At 67.5% G+C, this 16,930-nt stretch carries 19 protein-coding genes and 1 riboswitch; of the genes, 14 read left to right on the forward strand and 5 right to left on the reverse strand.

The features are described from left to right. Positions 1-51: 51 nt before the first annotated feature. Together TK49_RS19875 and TK49_RS19880 are read left to right on the forward strand one after the other, a co-directional pair. On the forward strand, positions 52-1,389 hold the full coding sequence (locus TK49_RS19875) for an aminotransferase-like domain-containing protein (protein ID WP_045219355.1): 1,338 nt from the start codon (positions 52-54) through the stop codon (positions 1,387-1,389). Positions 1,390-1,451: 62 nt separating this feature from the next. Beyond that, a complete protein-coding gene (locus TK49_RS19880; RefSeq protein WP_045219356.1) occupies positions 1,452-2,300 on the forward strand; it encodes a c-type cytochrome in 849 nt (282 codons plus the stop codon). 27 nt (positions 2,301-2,327) lie between these two features. Here the strand turns inward: TK49_RS19880 and TK49_RS19885 are convergent, their stop codons facing one another. Beyond that, positions 2,328-2,837 carry a DUF1697 domain-containing protein gene (locus tag TK49_RS19885; protein WP_045219358.1) on the reverse strand — a complete coding sequence of 170 codons (510 nt, stop codon included), beginning with the start codon at positions 2,835-2,837 and terminating at the stop codon, positions 2,328-2,330. Between the two features lie 316 nt (positions 2,838-3,153). On the opposite strand from TK49_RS19885, the gene TK49_RS19890 reads away from it, so the two are divergent. Together TK49_RS19890 and TK49_RS19895 are read left to right on the forward strand one after the other, a co-directional pair. Further along, positions 3,154-3,582: a hypothetical protein gene (locus tag TK49_RS19890; protein ID WP_045219360.1), complete on the forward strand. Its 429-nt coding sequence runs from the start codon at positions 3,154-3,156 to the stop codon at positions 3,580-3,582. Positions 3,583-3,758: 176 nt separating this feature from the next. Further along, positions 3,759-5,138, forward strand: a complete 1,380-nt coding sequence (locus TK49_RS19895) for an FAD-containing oxidoreductase (RefSeq protein WP_045219362.1) — start codon at positions 3,759-3,761, stop codon at positions 5,136-5,138. Between the two features lie 69 nt (positions 5,139-5,207). On the opposite strand, the gene TK49_RS19900 is transcribed toward TK49_RS19895, so the two are convergent. From TK49_RS19900 to TK49_RS19910, 3 genes are all read right to left on the reverse strand, one after another. After that, positions 5,208-6,290, reverse strand: coding sequence for a calcium:cation antiporter (locus tag TK49_RS19900; RefSeq protein ID WP_045219365.1), 1,083 nt, complete (start codon positions 6,288-6,290; stop codon positions 5,208-5,210). Between the two features lie 123 nt (positions 6,291-6,413). After that, the gene (locus tag TK49_RS19905; protein WP_233902566.1) at positions 6,414-7,151 is read right to left on the reverse strand and encodes a spherulation-specific family 4 protein; all 738 of its coding nucleotides are present in this window, start codon (positions 7,149-7,151) and stop codon (positions 6,414-6,416) included. A 178-nt stretch (positions 7,152-7,329) separates the two neighbouring features. Beyond that, positions 7,330-7,411, reverse strand: a riboswitch (cyclic di-GMP riboswitch). A 161-nt stretch (positions 7,412-7,572) separates the two neighbouring features. Next, a complete protein-coding gene (locus TK49_RS19910) occupies positions 7,573-8,466 on the reverse strand; it encodes a LysR family transcriptional regulator (protein WP_045219370.1) in 894 nt (297 codons plus the stop codon). 85 nt (positions 8,467-8,551) lie between these two features. Between TK49_RS19910 and TK49_RS19915 the strand changes: the two genes are divergently transcribed. The 3 genes from TK49_RS19915 (at position 8,552) to TK49_RS19925 (ending at position 10,642) form a co-directional block, all read left to right on the forward strand. Continuing rightward, complete coding sequence (locus tag TK49_RS19915; protein WP_045219372.1) at positions 8,552-9,328, forward strand: NAD(P)H-dependent oxidoreductase; 777 nt, start codon at positions 8,552-8,554, stop codon at positions 9,326-9,328. Between the two features lie 94 nt (positions 9,329-9,422). Beyond that, the gene (locus TK49_RS19920; RefSeq protein ID WP_045219374.1) at positions 9,423-10,208 is read left to right on the forward strand and encodes a sulfite exporter TauE/SafE family protein; all 786 of its coding nucleotides are present in this window, start codon (positions 9,423-9,425) and stop codon (positions 10,206-10,208) included. Positions 10,209-10,237: 29 nt separating this feature from the next. Beyond that, positions 10,238-10,642 (forward strand): carboxymuconolactone decarboxylase family protein, encoded by a 405-nt coding sequence (locus TK49_RS19925; RefSeq protein WP_045220392.1) that lies wholly within the window; start codon positions 10,238-10,240, stop codon positions 10,640-10,642. A gap of 155 nt (positions 10,643-10,797) precedes the next feature. On the opposite strand, the gene TK49_RS19930 is transcribed toward TK49_RS19925, so the two are convergent. Next, entirely contained in the window at positions 10,798-11,310 is a 513-nt protein-coding gene (locus tag TK49_RS19930) for an acyl-CoA thioesterase (protein WP_045220394.1), read from the reverse strand. Between the two features lie 169 nt (positions 11,311-11,479). Here TK49_RS19930 and TK49_RS19935 point away from each other — a divergent pair, with 169 nt between their 5' ends. From TK49_RS19935 to TK49_RS19965, 7 genes are all read left to right on the forward strand, one after another. Continuing rightward, a complete protein-coding gene (locus TK49_RS19935) occupies positions 11,480-11,863 on the forward strand; it encodes a hypothetical protein (protein ID WP_045219376.1) in 384 nt (127 codons plus the stop codon). A 96-nt stretch (positions 11,864-11,959) separates the two neighbouring features. Next, positions 11,960-12,301 (forward strand): hypothetical protein, encoded by a 342-nt coding sequence (locus TK49_RS19940; RefSeq protein WP_045219378.1) that lies wholly within the window; start codon positions 11,960-11,962, stop codon positions 12,299-12,301. 9 nt (positions 12,302-12,310) lie between these two features. Continuing rightward, positions 12,311-13,720, forward strand: coding sequence for a TolC family protein (locus TK49_RS19945; protein ID WP_045219379.1), 1,410 nt, complete (start codon positions 12,311-12,313; stop codon positions 13,718-13,720). Positions 13,721-13,722: 2 nt separating this feature from the next. Next, complete coding sequence (locus TK49_RS19950; protein WP_045219381.1) at positions 13,723-15,021, forward strand: copper oxidase; 1,299 nt, start codon at positions 13,723-13,725, stop codon at positions 15,019-15,021. A gap of 47 nt (positions 15,022-15,068) precedes the next feature. Then, positions 15,069-15,557, forward strand: coding sequence for a cupredoxin domain-containing protein (locus tag TK49_RS19955; protein WP_045219383.1), 489 nt, complete (start codon positions 15,069-15,071; stop codon positions 15,555-15,557). Positions 15,558-15,592: 35 nt separating this feature from the next. Then, positions 15,593-15,961: a copper-binding protein gene (locus TK49_RS19960; RefSeq protein WP_045219385.1), complete on the forward strand. Its 369-nt coding sequence runs from the start codon at positions 15,593-15,595 to the stop codon at positions 15,959-15,961. A 129-nt stretch (positions 15,962-16,090) separates the two neighbouring features. Next, positions 16,091-16,882, forward strand: coding sequence for a phytanoyl-CoA dioxygenase family protein (locus TK49_RS19965; protein ID WP_045220397.1), 792 nt, complete (start codon positions 16,091-16,093; stop codon positions 16,880-16,882). Positions 16,883-16,930 lie beyond the last annotated feature (48 nt).

Raw genomic sequence — 16,930 nt, forward strand, 5'->3', positions numbered from 1 at the left:
TGCTAGGGGCTGCCGGCAATACAATCAAAAAATTGTCCTAAGTACACTGCCATGACCCAAGCCCGTTATCAGCCGCTGGTGGAACGGCTCGCCGAGCAGATCCGCAGCGGCCGCCTGCCGCCGGGCACGCGCCTGCCCACGCACCGGCAACTTGCCCAGCGGCATGGCGTGGCGCTGGTCACGGCCACGCGCGTGTATGCCGAGCTCGAAGCGATGGGGCTGGTGAGCGGCGAGGTCGGACGGGGCACCTTCGTGCGCGAGAGCACGCTGCCGCGCGGTCTGGGCATCGACCAGCAGGCCGTGGCCGCCGGCGTGGTCGACCTGAACTTCAACTACCCGTCGGTGCCCGGGCAGGCCCGGCTGCTGAGCCGCGCATTGCGCGACCTGGCGGCCAGCGGCGATCTGGAGGCGCTGCTGCGCTACGCGCCGCACGGCGGACGCGCGCATGAGCGCGCCTGCGTGGCGCGGCATCTGGCCGGGCGCGGCCTCGCCGTGGCGGCCGAGCAGGTGCTGATCGTGGACGGCGCGCAGCACGGCCTGGCGGTCGCGGCCATGGGTCTGCTCAAACCCGGCGACGTGGTCGCCGTCGATGCGCTGACGTATCCCGGCTTCAAGGTCCTTGCGCAGATGCTGCATTTGGAGCTCGCGCCGCTTCCTGCGGCCGGGCAGGGGCTCGACCTCGATGCGCTGGAGCGGCTATGCGCGCGTCGCCGCGTGCGGGCCGTCTACGTCATGCCCACGCTGCACAACCCGCTCGGCTGGGTGAGCGGCCTGGGCTGGCGCCGCCGCCTCGCGGCCAGCGTGCGCCGGCATGGGTTGATTGCGATTGAAGATGCCGCCTACGCATTCCTTGCCGGCGACGCGCCCGCGCCGCTGGCCGCGCTGGCGCCCGAATCGACGGTGTACGTGTCCGGCCTGTCGAAGAGCGTGGCCACGGGGCTGCGTTTGGGGTGGATGGCGGCGCCGGCCGCGTGGGTGCCGTCGCTCGAGCGGGCCATCCGGGCCACGACGTGGAATACGCCGGCCATCGTGACGAACCTCGCGTGCGCCTGGCTCCAAGACGGCACGGTCGCCCGCCTCGAGGCCGACAAGCGCCGGGACGCCGCCGCGCGCCAGGCGCTGGCCCGCAAGGCGCTGGCGGGGCTGACGCTGGTTGCGCATCCGGTGTCGTATTTCGTCTGGCTTGCCCTGCCGCCCGAAGTTCGCGCCGATCGCGTGGCGGCGTGCCTGCAGGAAGACGGCATTTCGGTCTCCACCGCCGAGCCGTTTGCGACGTCCAAGCCGGTGCCGCATGCGTTGCGGCTGGCGCTGGGCTCGGTCGCCCCGCAGCGGCTGGAGGCTGCCCTGCAGACCGTGAGGCAGCGCGTGCTTGAACAGCAATACCGATGAGGGCCATGCCAAACGGCGTGAGCTTGCCTACACTTGCGTCGCAACGCTCTCAAGGAGACTCCATGAAGCACTGGCTGATGACGATGGCGGGATGGGTGCTCGGCGCCTGCGCCATGCTTGGCGGCACGGCACACGCCGACGATGGCGCCGCGCTCACGCTCAATGTAGGCGGGCAATCGCGTACGTTGTCGCGCGACGCGCTGCTGCACGATCCGCACCTGCGCGATGTCACCGTGGAAGACCAGAACCTCAAGCGCCGCCTGACCTTCAAGGCGCTGCCCGTGACCGAGCTGTTCCGCGGGCAGTCGATCAGCCCCGACGCCAGCGCCACCACGGCCGCCAGCGACGGTTATGTCTCGCACCTGCCGACGCGCCTGCTGCTGGCCGACCGCGCCGACGGCCCGCGCGCATGGCTGGCCGTGGAAGACCCCAACGCGCCGTGGCCCACGCTCAAGGGCCAGGGCATCGGCCCGTTCCGGCTGATCTGGACGGCGCCGCCGGCCAAGTCCTCGCTCGTCAATGAAAGCCTGTGGACCTACAGCATCGTGCGCATCGACATTGCCGCATTGCCGGGCGAGCGCTTCGCGGCCATCCGCCCCGCCGCCGGGCAGCCCGCCGATGGCCCCGTCATGCGGGGCTTTGCCACGTTCCAGCGTGTCTGCTTTTCGTGCCACACGCTCAACCGCGCCGGCGATGCGACGCTCGGGCCGGATCTGAACGTGCCGTACAGCCCCGTCGAATACCTCGGCGACGAGAAGCTGCGCCACCTCATCCGCGATCCGCAATCGCTGCGCTGGTGGCCCAATGCACGCATGTCCGCCATCGACGAGAAGACGCTGTCCAACGCGCAGCTCAGCGATCTGCTCGCGTATTTCCACCATATGGCGCAGCACAAGGCCGCCGCGCAGTGACGGCGCGCGGCACGGCTGCCTGCATGGCTATTCCGTCGCCCATTTCACCAGCGTGGCGATGGTGTTCATGTTGCGCGCCGTGCCGGCCTTGGCGGCCGGGATCTTCAGCTTGGAATCGGCCATGCCGCTGCCGTAGTGCACGTAGATCTCGCGCGTGCCGAGCGCCATCTCTTCTGCCTGGCGGCCGGTGGCGGCGTTGAGCGCGTCGGCAGGCGGCGGCGCATCGAGAAAGATGGCGACCGTCCGGCTTGGCGCGGCCGTCTTGAACGGATTGGCTTCGAGCACCGCGGCGAGTTCGTCCCCCGTGCGCACCACCACCCCTACGGGTTTGCCGGCGTAGTCCTCCAGGCAGCGCTCGAGCTTGGCCTTGATCGAGGCCGCCGACAGGCGGCTCTGAAAGACCACGTTGCCGCTCGCAATGTAGGTGCGCACGTGGGTCAGGCCGATCGATTCGCACATCGCACGCAGTTCGGCCATGGGCAGCTTGCCGGTGCCGCCCACGTTGACGGCGCGCAGCAGGGCGATGTAGGCGGGCATGGGGTCTCCTGTTCCGGTTGTCTTTTGAATGGCTTAGAAGCGCGATCCTCACCCGCTGGACGTTGCGCCTCCTCGCCGCAGTGCGCGCACGCGGCGGGCGCTTGGGCAGGCAGCTTTGCCGGCCGTGTCAGCACTTGTGGGCGGCCACGACGCGAGGATAGCGCGACGCCGTGTTTGCAACATTCTGTTACGAGATTGACCGGCCTGTTTAACCCCGGCGGGGGTGTGCCTTGTATGCTGCGCCGCGAACCCATCGAGCCCGGGTCGGGGCGCGCCAGCGCCTACCGCATCCGCATAGACGAATCAGGAGAACCTCATGTTGAAGAAGATTGCACCCGCCCTGGCAGTGGCCGCGCTTGCCGGCCTGACGGCCTTGCCTGCAGCCGCAGATGATCTGACGAACGCCCTCGGCGGGGCGCTCGGCGGTGCCGGTGGTGCCGCAGTGGGCGGCGCCCTCGGCGGCCAGACCGGCTCCGTCATCGGCGGTGCCATCGGCGGCGGCGCCGGCGGCGCGCTGACGGCCAATGGCCGCGAGCGCAAGGGCGCCATCGTGGGCGGCGCACTTGGGGGCGGCGTGGGTGCTGCCGCGGGCAACGCCATGGGTGGCCGCGCGGGCGGCATCGTCGGCGCGGGCCTGGGCGGCGGTGCCGGCGCGGCGCTGGGCGGCAACGTTCAGCGCAATTCGTATCACGACCACGACGACCACGGCCGCCACCGCCACGGCAAGCACCGTCACCGTCATTGATCTGATGTGACGCCGGGGCGCCAGCGCGTGAGCGTGAGGCGCCCCGGTCGCTTTCTTGCTCTCCTTCGGACGACGGGCGGCGCCGACTGCCCGGCGGGCTGTCGGACCCACCGTAGCCGCGTGGCCGACCTATCCTATCGGGACGGCCGCCCCGGCACGCTAAGAAGGAGAGCGCCATGACGCAACGCTTTGACGCCATCATCATCGGCACGGGCCAGGCGGGCCCACCGCTGGCCGCGCGGCTGTCAGCGGCCGGCATGAAGGTTGCCATCATCGAGCGCGGCCGCTTTGGCGGCACCTGCGTCAATACCGGATGCATTCCCACCAAGGCCATGGTCGCCAGCGCGTACGTGGCGCACATGGCGCGGCGCGCGGCCGACTACGGTGTGGCCATCGACGGCCACGTCAGGGTGGACATGCAGCGCGTGAAGGCCCGCAAGGACGACATCGCCGGGCGCTCCAACCGCAACGTCGAGCAATGGGTGCGCGGCCTCGAGCACGGCACCGTGTTCCAGGGCCACGCCCGCTTTGAAAGCCCGAAGACGGTGCGCGTGGGCGGCGAGCTGCTGGAAGCCCAGCGCATCTTCATCAACGTTGGCGGTCGTGCGCTGGTGCCGCCGATGCCGGGGCTCGACCAGGTGCCCTATCTCACCAACTCGACCATGATGGACGTCGACTTCCTGCCCGAGCACCTGATCGTGATCGGCGGAAGCTACGTCGGGCTGGAGTTCGGCCAGATGTTTCGCCGCTTCGGCTCGCGCGTGACGATCGTCGAGAAAGGCCCGCGCCTCATCGCGCGCGAAGATGAAGACGTCTCCGAGGCCGTGCACGAGATTCTGGCGGGCGAGGGCATCGACGTGCGGGTGAACGCCAACTGCCTGAGCGTGCGGCGCAACGGCGCCGGCGTCGTGGTCGGGCTGGATTGCGCAGGCGGCGGGCGTGAAGTGTCGGGCTCGCATCTGCTGATGGCGGTCGGGCGCGTGCCCAATACCGATGACCTTGGCCTGGACAAGGCCGGCGTGGAAATCGACGACCGCGGCAACATCCGCGTCGATGAGCAGTTGCGCACGAATGTGCCGGGCATCTGGGCCATGGGCGATTGCAACGGACGCGGCGCGTTCACGCACACGTCGTACAACGACTACGAGATCGTGGCGGCCAACCTGCTCGACAGCGACCCGCGCAAGGTCTCAGACCGCATCCAGGCGTACGCCATGTACATCGACCCGCCGCTGGCGCGCGTGGGCATGTCGCTCGCCGAGGCGAGGAAGTCGGGGCGCAGGCTGCTGGTTGGCAACCGCCCGATGACGCGTGTGGGCCGCGCCGTGGAGAAGGGCGAGAGCCTGGGCTTCATGCGCGTGGTGGCCGATGCGCAGACGCACGAGATTCTCGGTGCATGCATCCTCGGCGTGGGCGGCGACGAGGCCGTGCATTCGATTCTCGACGTGATGGCCGCGAAGGCGCCGTACAAGACCATCAGCCGCGCCATGCACATCCACCCGACGGTGTGCGAGCTGATCCCGACCTTGCTGCAGGGGATGGAGCCCGCCGAGTAAAGCGCAAAGCGTGCCAAACAAAAAGGGGTGCCGCTGGGCACCCCGACATGCTGGCTGCGGGCCCGCGCGTCAGGGCACAATCGAAAGAAACAGGTACGCCGCGAAGATCGCCAGGTGCACCACGCCTTGCAGGATCGTCGTGCGTCCCTTGCCGAGGGTGAGCGACGACACGATGAGCGTGAGGAACAGCAGGACCATTTCCTTGGGGCCCAGGCCCAGTTCGAGCGGACGGCCAATCCAGATGAACACCGCGGCGACCGTGGGAATGGTCAGCCCGATGCTCGCCAGCGCCGAACCCAACGCCAGGTTCAGGCTGGTCTGGATGCGGTCTGCGTTGGCGGCGCGCAGGGCGGCCAACCCTTCGGGCAGCAGCACCAGTGCGGCGATGACGATACCGACCGCGGCCGGCGGCGCACCGGCGTTCACGAGCGCGGCCTCCACCGACGGCGACAATACCTTCGCAAGCCCCACGACGGCCACCAGCGACACCATCAGCAGCACCCCGCTCAGCATGGCCACGCGGGCCGGCGGTGGCGGCGCGTGCACGTCTTCGTTGGAGCCTTCGGCCAGGAAGTAGTCGCGGTGGCGGATGGTCTGCACGATCACGAAGCAGCCATACAGCACCAGCGACGTGACGCCGGCAAAGCCGAGCTGCGAGGGCGTGAGCACCGGGCCCGGCGTGGAACTTGTGTAATTGGGCAGCACCATCGTCAGCGTGACGAGCGCGGCCAGCACGGCGAGCGCGGCATTGGCACCCGGCGCCTGGAAGGCCTGTTCGCGGTGGCGCAGGCCGCCCACGAACAGACACAGGCCCACGATGCCGTTGCAGATGATCATGACGGCGGCAAAGACGGTGTCGCGCGCCAGCCCTGCCTTTTCCGGCCCGGAAGACAGCATGACGGAGACGATCAGCGCCACCTCGATCACCGTCACCGCAATGGCCAGGACCAACGTGCCGAACGGCTCACCGACCTTGTGCGCGACCACCTCGGCATGGTGCACGGCGGCGAAGACGGCGCCGGCCAGTGCAAGCGCCATCAGCGCGATCAGCCAGCCGGGGGCGGTGGTCAACGTGCCGGCGACCAGCACCACCCACGCGATGGGCGGGGCGGCGATGGTCCACAGCGGCAGCTTGTTGGAAGAGAGGGCCACGATGTTCTCCTTGTTGTTGCCTCGACGCTGGCGGGCAGCGCGGGAATGGATTGGCGTGTGGCCCAATATAAAGCATGTGCCGGGCGCGCCTCGTCAGCGCCCGGCGTGTCGATCGTCCGCGCCTTACTTGGCGGCGGCCACGGCGGCCACCTCCTGGCTCCAGTAGCTGGGCAGCGCGCCGTACGGATTCGGCAGCGTTTTCGAGGTGATGTACACGCTGCCGGCGCCCTTGCTCGATGCGTGCTGGACGAAGTTCTGCATCTGCGTGGCCGACGCCGCGTACACGATGTGTGCGAACCGGCTCGTCGGGTAGCTGGCCTGCCACGCTTGCGGGGCATAGCTGGCGTAGTGCCTGGCGTTGTCTTCAAAGACGACGATCTGGTCGGCCACCGGCAGGCTGGCGTAGATTTCGGGCACGTTGGTGCCCGGGTTGCCCGTGACCGTGTAGTTGGCCGACAGGCCCTTGATGTAGTTGTAGACCGACTGATAGAACTGCACGTTGGCGGTCGTGCCGTCGGCCGTCATCTCGTCGATGAAGAAGCCGTCCACCTGGTACAGCGCCTGATAGGCATTGATGTCCTGCACCACGTCCGACAGCGGCCGCTGCCCATACGAGGTGTAGACATAGCCGATGACCTTGCCGCCCGCCGCACGCACCTTGGCGACGGCCGCGACGTAGTTCGGGTCCTGCGTGGTGCCCGGGCCGCTGTCGGGGTTGAGGATCACGGTGGTCGGGACGGCGCTCGCGTTGGCGGCGAGCGTGTTCCATTGCGTTGCACCGCGGCCCGATGGGTAGATGTAGGCCGGGACGAGCAGCCCTTCGGCGTTGGCATGCGGCGCAGCCGCCAGTGCGCCGCCCATCAGCGCGAACGCGGCGCACACCCTGCGTGCGAGCCTGCTTCCCCGGCCGGGCGTGCGGTCCTGCTTGCGGCCCGCCTGCACTGCGGCAGCGGGTTCCTTCCAGTGTGTCGTTTTCATGGTTTGCCTCGTGAGCACGCCGCGCGTGCGTGCTGCAATTGGCCCGCCGTTGTTTCCACCAACGGGCAGCTGGCTGACTCCCCCCGTTGGGAGTCCCTGTAGTTTTGCGTCGCCGGATCGCTCCGGTTTTGCCGAACCATCTCTGGGCCGTGGCCCATTGGACGAAGACTCTACCGACGGTGCGCGTGCCCGGCAAACGGAGAATGCGCCGGCATCGTCGTGTGAGGCCGGAACGTTGCCGGAAACCGACGCGGGCACGGCTGCGGCCGAGCCTTGCTGCTGACGATCAGGTCGTGACGCGTCGCTACATCGCGCCAGCAATCGCGTCGCGCAGCCACTGATGCGCCGGGTCGCGGTGCACGCGTTCGTGCCATAGCATCGACATCTCATACCCGGGCACCTCCACGGGAGGTTCAACCACCTGCAAGGCGCTCGCCCCGCGCACCAGCCGCTCCGGCAGCATGGCGACGAGGTCGCTGCCGGCAACCGCCGTCATCACGAACAGGAAGTGCGGCACCGACAGGACGACGCGCCGCGCGGCGCCGGCGGCCTGGAGCACGTCATCGGTGACGCCGGAGAACCCTCCGCCGTCGGGCGACACGATCACGTGGTCCAGCGCGCAGAACTGCGCCAGCGTCGGTCGCCGCTTCAGGCGGGGGTGTCCGGCGCGGCCCACAAGCACGTAGCGTTCGGTAAAGAGCGCGCGCCGGCGCAAGCCCGGTGGAGCGCCGTCCGTGGTGTGGAAGGCGAGGTCGATGTCGCCTTGCTCGGCCTGCTTTTCGATGCGTGGCGGCACCAGCTCCAGGACGGCCAGCCGCGTGCCGGGTGCGCTCGCGCGCAGGGCGTTGAGCGCAGGCAGGACGATGGTCGATTCGCCGTAGTCGGTGGCGGCCACGCGCCAGGTGTTGCTCGCCTGCGCCGGGTCGAACGGCCTGGCCGGGGCCACCGCCTGTTCCAGCGCTTCGAGGGCTTGCCGCAACGGTTCGCGCAGCGCCACGGCACGCGCGGTGGGCCGCATGCCGCGCGGGCCGGGCAGCAGCAGCGGATCGCCCAGGATCTCGCGCAGCTTGGCCAGGTGCACGCTCACCGACGGCTGCGAGAAGTTGAGCCGCTGCGCCGCCCGGGTGACGTTGAGCTCGGTCAGCAGCACGTCGAGCGTCACCAGCAGGTTGAGGTCCAGTCGCCTGAGATTATTCATGGTGATACCTGGAATACTGACAATTCATTTCCAATATACCTGCGCGGCGCGCATTCTGTGGCCCTCTCATCGAGGAGTTCCCACCATGAATGTTCTGATCGTCTATGCGCATCCTGAACCGAGGTCGCTCAACGGCGCGCTGAAGGACTTTGCCGTTCACCGTCTCGAGGCCGCCGGGCACACGGTACAGGTCTCCGATCTGTACGCCATGCAATGGAAGGCCGTGCTCGATGCCAGCGACAGTACCGTTGCGCCGGTCGGTCCGCGCTTTGATCCGTCGCTCGATTCGAAGTACGCGTTTGAAAACGGCTTCCAGGCCCCGGACATTGCGGCCGAGCAAGCCAGGTTGCGTTGGGCCGACGCTGTGATCCTGCAGTTTCCGCTGTGGTGGTTTTCCATGCCGGCCATCCTCAAGGGCTGGGTCGAGCGCGTGTATGCGTACGGATTCGCCTATGGCGTGGGCGAGCACTCCGACACCCACTGGGGCGACCGCTACGGCGAAGGTACGCTGGTCGGCAAGCGGGCCATGCTCGTCGTCACCACGGGCGGCTGGGAATCGCACTACAGCGCGCGCGGCATCAACGGCCCGATCGACGACCTCCTGTTCCCGATCCAGCACGGCATCCTGTACTACCCCGGCTTTGATGTCCTGCCGCCGTTCGTGGCCTACCGCACGGGACGGATGGATGCGGCCCGCTTTGCGCGGCTGACCGACGCGCTCGGCCGTCGGCTTGACACCCTGTTCAGCGCTGCGCCGATTCCCTTCCGCAAGCAGAACGCCGGCGATTACGAGATCCCGGCCCTCACGCTGCGGCCCGACATCGCGCCAGCCGCATCCGGTTTTGCCGCGCACATCGCCTAGGGCGACTACAATTTCCCGTTCCCATTTCCGGCGGCGCGCTGTGCTGAGCATGGCGCGCCGCCGTGTTCGTTTCTCCTGCGCATCGCATCCGGGCATGACGTTCCACGCGGTTACCACCGGCCTCATCAATCTGCTGCTTGGCATGGGCCTGGGCGTGGCGGGCGGCTTGCTCGGCATCGGCGGCGGGCTGATCGCCATTCCGGTGCTCGGCTATCTGTACGGCATGGACCAGCACCTGGCCCAGGGCACCGCGCTCGTGATGATCGCGCCCAATGTGCTGATCGGTTTCCTGCGGTACCACCAGCGGCATCCGGTGCAGTTGCGGTCCGTGGCCCTGATCTGCGTGTTCTCGATGGTGGCGACGTACGTGGCGGCCCGCTTTGCAGCGGGGTTGGATGCCCACCTGCTGCATACGGCGTTTGCCGTGTTCCTGATCGCGCTGGCGGTGTACTTCGGCTCGCAGCCCAGAGAGAATCCGGGCCACGCATACGATGCCGCCGCTGCCACGCAGCACGCCATGCCTGCCGCTGCGCTGCCGCTGATGGGCCTGGCCAGCGGCGCCATGTCGGGCATCTTTACGGTGGGCGGCGGGCTGGTGGTGGTGCCCGCGCTCGTGACGTTCTTCGACATGCCGCAAACGCGTGCACAAGGCATGGCGCTGGCGCTGGTGGTGCCGGGCTCGCTCATCGCGCTGGGCACCTATGCGCATGCGGGCCACGTGGACTGGGGCACGGGCATTCCGCTCGCCGTGGGCGGAATGCTGAGCGTGTCGTGGGGCGTGGCGCTGGCGTACCGGTTTTCTGCGCGCCGACTGCGGCTTGCGTTCTGCGCTGTGCTGCTCGGCACGGCGTTGATGATGTTGTGCGTCAAGCCGGTGTAATGCGCATTTTTGAGCAAGGAGCAAGCATCGTGGCAGAACAGGACAAGGCAGCAGGGCGTGCGCGGCGCGCACAGGTGATGGGCGAGGCGTTTGTGGAACGCGCGATGAGCGGGCTCGATGCGTTTTCAGCGCCGTTGCAGGATTGGCTCAACGAGCACGCGTGGGGCAGCACGTGGCTGCGCGATGTGCCGGGCGGCATCGACCTCAAGACGCGCAGCCTGTGCACCTGCGCCATGCTCGCTGCGCTTGGCCGCAGCACGGAACTGAAAGGCCACGTGCGCGGCGCCATCAACAACGGGGCGACAGCCGTGGAGATCCGCGAAGTGCTGCTGCACAGCGCCCTCTATGCGGGAGCGCCGGCGGCCATCGAGGCGTTCCGGTCGGCGCGCGAGGTGCTCAACGAGCTGGGCATCACGATCGAAGAAGACCGCTGACAGACACAGCCGCGTACTTTGCGCAAACGCCGGGCCGGCGCGTTATCCACAGAAACAGTGGGTAAGCCTGTGGATAACGTTGCCGGATGGCGATACAACGCGGTGGGCACTGGCTTGCCAACGGCGCAGGCAGGCAGCGTTGGCGCCGTGTTGTTCTAGCTGACGGTATCCGATGTACCCGGGGTGCCATACGCGGCCTTGATGGCCTTGTGTCGGGCTTCCATTTCCTGGCGCAGCGCACGGCGTTGCTGGGCCGCTTCGAAGCGTTCCTTTTCTTCCGCGTTGGCAGGCACCAGCGGCGGCACGTCGGCGGGTTTGCCGTTGTCGTCCACGGCCACCATGGTGAAGTAGCAGCTGTTGGTGTGGCGCACGACCTGGTTGCGGATGTTCTCGGTCACCACCTTGATGCCGATCTCCATCGACGTGCGGCCCGTGTAGTTCACCGACGCCAGGAACGTCACCAGCTCGCCCACGTGGATCGGCTGGCGGAACACCACCTGATCCACGGACAGCGTCACCACGTAGCGCCCGGCATAGCGGCTGGCACACGCGTAGGCGACCTGGTCGAGCAGCTTGAGAATGTGGCCGCCATGCACATTGCCGGAAAAATTGGCCATGTCGGGCGTCATCAGCACGGTCATGCTGAGCTGGTGGGATAGGGTGTTCATGGAGCGTCGAAGCGGAACGATGAGAAAAGCGGCGCGCAGAAATGGGTACGCAATGGCCCGCCATTGTGCCGTGTCCGCCTCAGCTTGTGCTGCATTGCGCGTCATTTGATGGCATCGCGCTACACTATCGGCTTTCGTGCCCTGCCTTCCTGGCCGCACCGTTTCTTCCATGCACCGCTTCCTGACACGCCTTCTGCTTTGGCTGGTCGTCCTGGCACTGCCCCTGCAGGGCCTGGCCGCGACCACCATGATGGCGCGCGCCGGTGCGGTGGACGAGGTTGTCGCTGCCGCGGCAATGCCTTCCGACGACGGTGCTTTCATGGCCGATGGCTGCCATGACCACGAAGAGGCGGGTACGAAGATGCCCGTCCCGTCGCACTGCAAGACCTGCCCGGTCTGTGCCGCGTGCTCGCTCGGCTCGGTCATTCCCCTGGCTGCCAGCCTTGGCGTGCCGCTCCTCGAGCTGCCGGCCGATGCGCCGCGCGGCCGCGCTGTTTTCTTCCGCAGCTTCATTCCTGAAGCGTTGCAACGTCCACCCTCGATTCGCGTTTGACGCCACCAGTCCGTCCATAGAACGGGCTGGCCTCTGGTTTGACGGCTCCATGCACCGCATGCGGCCGTACGTCATCACGCCTGAACGAGGTTTCTCATGCTTTTCACACGATGGTTCGTGGCCGCCGCGCTGCTGGCGCTGGCGCCGCCATGGGCAGTCGCGCAGGGCGCCGCATCTGCGCCGGCGGCATCTCCGCCTGATCCGCTGAACGCGGACGCCGCTGTGCCGGCCGTCGCCGTGCCGCGCACATTCGACAGTTACCACGCCTATCGCGATACCGGTCCTGCGCCCTGGCGCGAGACCAACGCAGCCGTGAGCCCTGAGCCGGGCGCGGCCGCGCATGGCGGCCACGCAGCGCACAGCATGCCCGCGAGCGCGCCGGCCGCCTCCTCCAACAAGCCTGCCGGCGAGCCCATGCCCGGCATGCACCACCACTGAGGCGGCGCCATGCTCAAACTCTCCAACCGCCGACTCGCCCTGTGCGCGCTGGCGGGCACGCTGCTGCTGAGCGGCTGCGCCACCGTCACGCAAGACAGCGGCTTCAAGACCGTTGCCGATGTGGCGCGCGACCGGCTGGGCAAGGACGCCACCTGGCAACGTTCACCGGAAGCACGCGACAGCGCCGCGCAACGCACGCGCGAGCTGCTGGCCCAGCCGCTGACGATGGACAGCGCCGTACAGATCGCGCTGCTGAACAACCGTGGCCTGCAGGCTTCGTATGCGGAGCTGGGGCTATCGGAAGCCGCGCTCGTGCAGGCCAGCCGCCTGCCGAATCCCGGCTTCAGTTTCAAGCGCACGCGCAGCGGCGACGACGTGTCGATCGAGCGCACGTTCTCGCTGTCGTTCCTGAACCTGCTGACGCTGCCGATGGCCACGCGCATCGAAGGCCGTTACTTCGAGCAGACCAAGCTGCTGGTCGCCAACCAGATGCTGCAGGTGGCCGCAGAGACACGCCGCGCATACGTCAATGCCGTCGCTGCGGAGCAATCTGCACGCTATGCAGAGCAGGTTCAGCAAGCTGCCGAAGCCGGGGCCGAGTTCGCCAAGCGCCTGGCGTCTGCCGGCAACTTCAGCAAGCTGGATCGCGCGCGTGAGCACGCTTTCTATGCAGAGGCCACCGCCACCTTGGCCCGTTCGCGGCAGCAGGCGCAGGCCGAGCGCGAGGCGTTGATCCGCCTGCTGGGTGTGTGGGGCGCAGATACCGGCTTCAAGCTGCCGGAACGGCTGCCCGACCTGCCGAAGGATCGCCCTGAACTGCAGCAGATCGAGGCCTATGCGTTGCGCAACCGGCTCGATATCCTGGCGGGCAAGTTGCAGGTCGAGGGGTTGGCATCGTCGCTGGGGCTCACGCAGGCCACGCGCTTCATCAACGTGCTGGATCTCGGCTACGTGCGCAACAGCAAATCGAACGAGCCACGTGAAACGGGCTACGAGATCAGCATCGAGATCCCGCTGTTCGACTGGGGCGGTGCCCGCGTGGCGCGCGCGCAGTCGATCTACATGCAGGCGGCCGACCAGCTTGCCGACACCGCCGTGCGCGCGCGTTCGGAAGTGCGTGAATCGTACGTGCGCTACCAGACGGCATATGACCTCACGCGCCACTACCGCGACGAGGTCGTGCCTGTGCGCAAGCGCATCTCCGACGAGATGCTGCTGCGCTACAACGGCATGCTCGTGAGCGTGTTCGAACTGCTGGCCGATGCGCGCGAGCAGGTGAATGCCGTGAACGGCTACATCGACGCGCTGCGCGGTTACTGGATTGCACAGACCGACTTGCAGATGGCGCTGGGCGGCAAGCTGCCGCCGGCTGAAGCGAATGCGGCCACCACAGCGCCGAACTCTCCTCAAGGACATTGAACATGGTTTCCCGACGTCAATTTCTCGGTGGCACGGGCGCGGCCATGCTGGGCGCAGCGATGGTCTCGCGCGCCGGCGCGGCCTCGCTGCCCGAAGCACCGCTGCAATCGAAGCCCGCCACGCAGCCGCCGCTTGCGCCGCCCAACGGCCGGCCCTACAACCCCGTCGTCACGCTCAACGGCTGGACGCTGCCGTGGCGCATGCGCGGCGGCTGGAAGGAGTTCCACCTCGTGGCCGAGCCCGTCGAGCGCGAATTCGCACCCGGTATGACGGGCCATCTCTGGGGCTACAACGGCCAGAGCCCCGGCCCGACGATCGAATGCGTGGAAGGCGATCGTGTGCGCATCTTCGTGACCAACAAGCTGCCCGAGCACACCACGGTGCACTGGCACGGCATGATCCTGCCCGCCGGCATGGACGGCGTGGGTGGCCTGTCGCAGCCGCACATTCCAACCGGCAAGACCTTCGTCTATGAGTTTGAGATGAAGAAGTCCGGCACCTTCATGTACCACCCGCATTCCGACGAGATGGTGCAGATGGCGATGGGCATGATGGGCTTTATCGTCGTGCATCCGAAAGACCCGGCGCAGCATCGCGTCGACCGCGACTTCGTCTTCCTGCTCGCCGCGTATGACATCGACCCCGGCTCTTACACGCCGCGCGTGGCCGAGATGACCAACTTCAACATGTGGACGTGGAACAGCCGCGTCTTTCCCGGCATCGACCCGTTGCCCGTGCGTCTGGGCGACCGCGTGCGCATCCGCATGGGCAACCTCACCATGACGAACCACCCGATGCATCTGCACGGCCATACGTTCGAAGTGGCGGGCACCGATGGCGGCTGGGTCCAGCCCGGCGCGCGTTGGCCGGAGGTGACGACGGACATTGCCGTGGGCCAGATGCGCGCCATCGAGTTCATTGCCGACAACCCCGGCGACTGGGCCTTCCACTGCCACAAGTCGCACCACACGATGAACGCCATGGGGCACAACGTGCCGACCATGATTGGCGTGCAGCAGAAAGACCTCGCCAAGAAGATGAACGCGCTGGTGCCCGACTACATGGGCATGGGCCAGGCCGGCATGGCCGACATGGGCGAGATGGAAATGCCGCTGCCCGACAACACGCTGCCCATGATGACGGGGCAGGGCCCGTTCGGCGCCATCGAAATGGGCGGCATGTTCACCGTGATGAAGGTGCGCCGCGATCTGCCGCGCAACAGCTATGCCGACCCCGGTTGGTACAAGCACCCGAAGGGCACCGTCGCGTACGAATACACCGGCACCGGCATCGACGACTGATCGACGCTGAATCCACATCCCATACGAAACGTAGACCGAGACCAAACATGCAACGCAATCTGATCCGTTCCACCTTCCTGGCCGCGCTGATGTCGATGGCCGCCATCGCGCACGCATCTGGCGATCACGCCGGCGGACACGACCATGGCGATGCCGCCATCGGTGAACCCGGGGACGCCGCCCGCATCACGCGCACGGTGCGCGTCGACATGACCGACACCATGCGCTTCACGCCCGCGCGGATTACCGTGGAGCGCGGCGAGACCATCCGCTTCGAAGTCGTCAACAGCGGCCAGGTACGGCACGAGATGACGCTGGGCACGCCGGCCGACCTCGTCGCCCACGCCGAGCAGATGCGTCGGCACCCCGAGATGGAGCATGCCGACGCCAACGCCGTCACCGTAGACCCAGGCCAGCGCGGCGAAATCGTGTGGCACTTCACGCGCCCCGGCTCGGTCGAGTTTGGCTGTCTGCAGCCCGGCCATTTCGAGGCCGGTATGCGCGGCGCCGTGCGCGTGCGCGGCCGCCAGTCCTGATCTCTCCAACCCTTTCATTCGACGAAGAGGCCGACATGATTCGTTATGCCCTGATGCTGGCCGCGCTGCTCCTCGGCGCGCCGTTCGTTCACGCAGCCGAGGATGCCGCTTCCGCTTCCGCTTCCGCTTCCGCTTCCGCTTCCGCTTCCGCTTCCGCTTCCGCGCCCGCGGCCACGACGGCCGTACCCATGTCCGAAGGCGAAATCAGGAAGGTCGATGCTGCTGCCGGCAAGCTGACCATCCAGCATGGCCCGCTCGTGAACCTCGGCATGGAGCCCATGACGATGGTCTTCCGCGTGCAGGACCCGGTCATGCTGTCCAAGGTGCGGCCGGGCAGCAAGGTCCGCTTTGTCGCCGAGAAGATCAACGGCGTGCTGACGGTGACAGCACTGGAAGTGGACTGAAGCTGGTTTGATCCTGCGCAGGCCGCGCGCGGTCTGGTACCGCGGCCGGCCTGCAAGCGACGGGGTGGCGCGCTACACTCACCATCTTTCGCCGCATATCGATTGCCGTATTCGTACGTTCGTTTCGCCATGACCGCGCCCGCTTCCACGACTTCCCATCCACAACCGCTCTCCGACGAGCAGCAAGCCTTCTTCCAGAAACACGGCTACGTCGTGCTGCGCGGTCTTGCGAGCCAGCAGGAATGCGCGGCCTTGCTCGCGGCGGCCCAGGAGGCGCTGGCCAACGCGGTGCCCCCGTTGGAGCTGGAAACCGATGTCGGCTATGCCGGCGCGCCCGCTTCGCGCGAAGCCGAAGGCGGCCAGACCGTGCGCCGCCTGCTCGATGCCGATTCACGGGGCACGCCCTACACCGAGTGGGCCCGCGACCGGCGCGTGGCCGGCGCGATTGCGCAGCTGATCGGAAGCCCCGTGCATCTTTCGCTCGCGCATCACAACTGCGTGATGACCAAGCATCCGGCATTCGGCACGGCCACGCACTGGCATCGTGACAGCCGCTACTGGTCGTTTGCACGCAACGAGCTGGTGTCGTCGTGGCTGGCGCTGGTGGAAGAAACGGTCGACAACGGCTGCCTCTGGGTGATCCCGGGCAGCCACACGCTGAACCTGCCCGCCGAGCGTTTCGACGAAAAACTGTTCCTGCGCCAGGACTTGCCGGAGAATCGGGAGCTCATCGACACCGCCCGCCCGGTGCCCCTTCTGCCGGGAGACGTGCTGCTCTTTCATTGCAACACCTTCCACGCTGCACGCGCGAACCAGACGGGGCAGGTCAAGTTCTCGGCGGTGTTCACGTATTACGGGCCCGGCAACCACCCGCTGCCCGGTACGCGCTCGTCTGCGCGGCCTGATCCGCTGGTCGGCTGAGCGGCCTACGCTCGATGCATCACCCGGCCTCACCCATTTGTAGGTGGG

Origin of the sequence: Ralstonia mannitolilytica (assembly GCF_000954135.1) — a bacterium.
GTDB classification, from domain to species: Bacteria; Pseudomonadota; Gammaproteobacteria; order Burkholderiales; family Burkholderiaceae; genus Ralstonia; species Ralstonia mannitolilytica.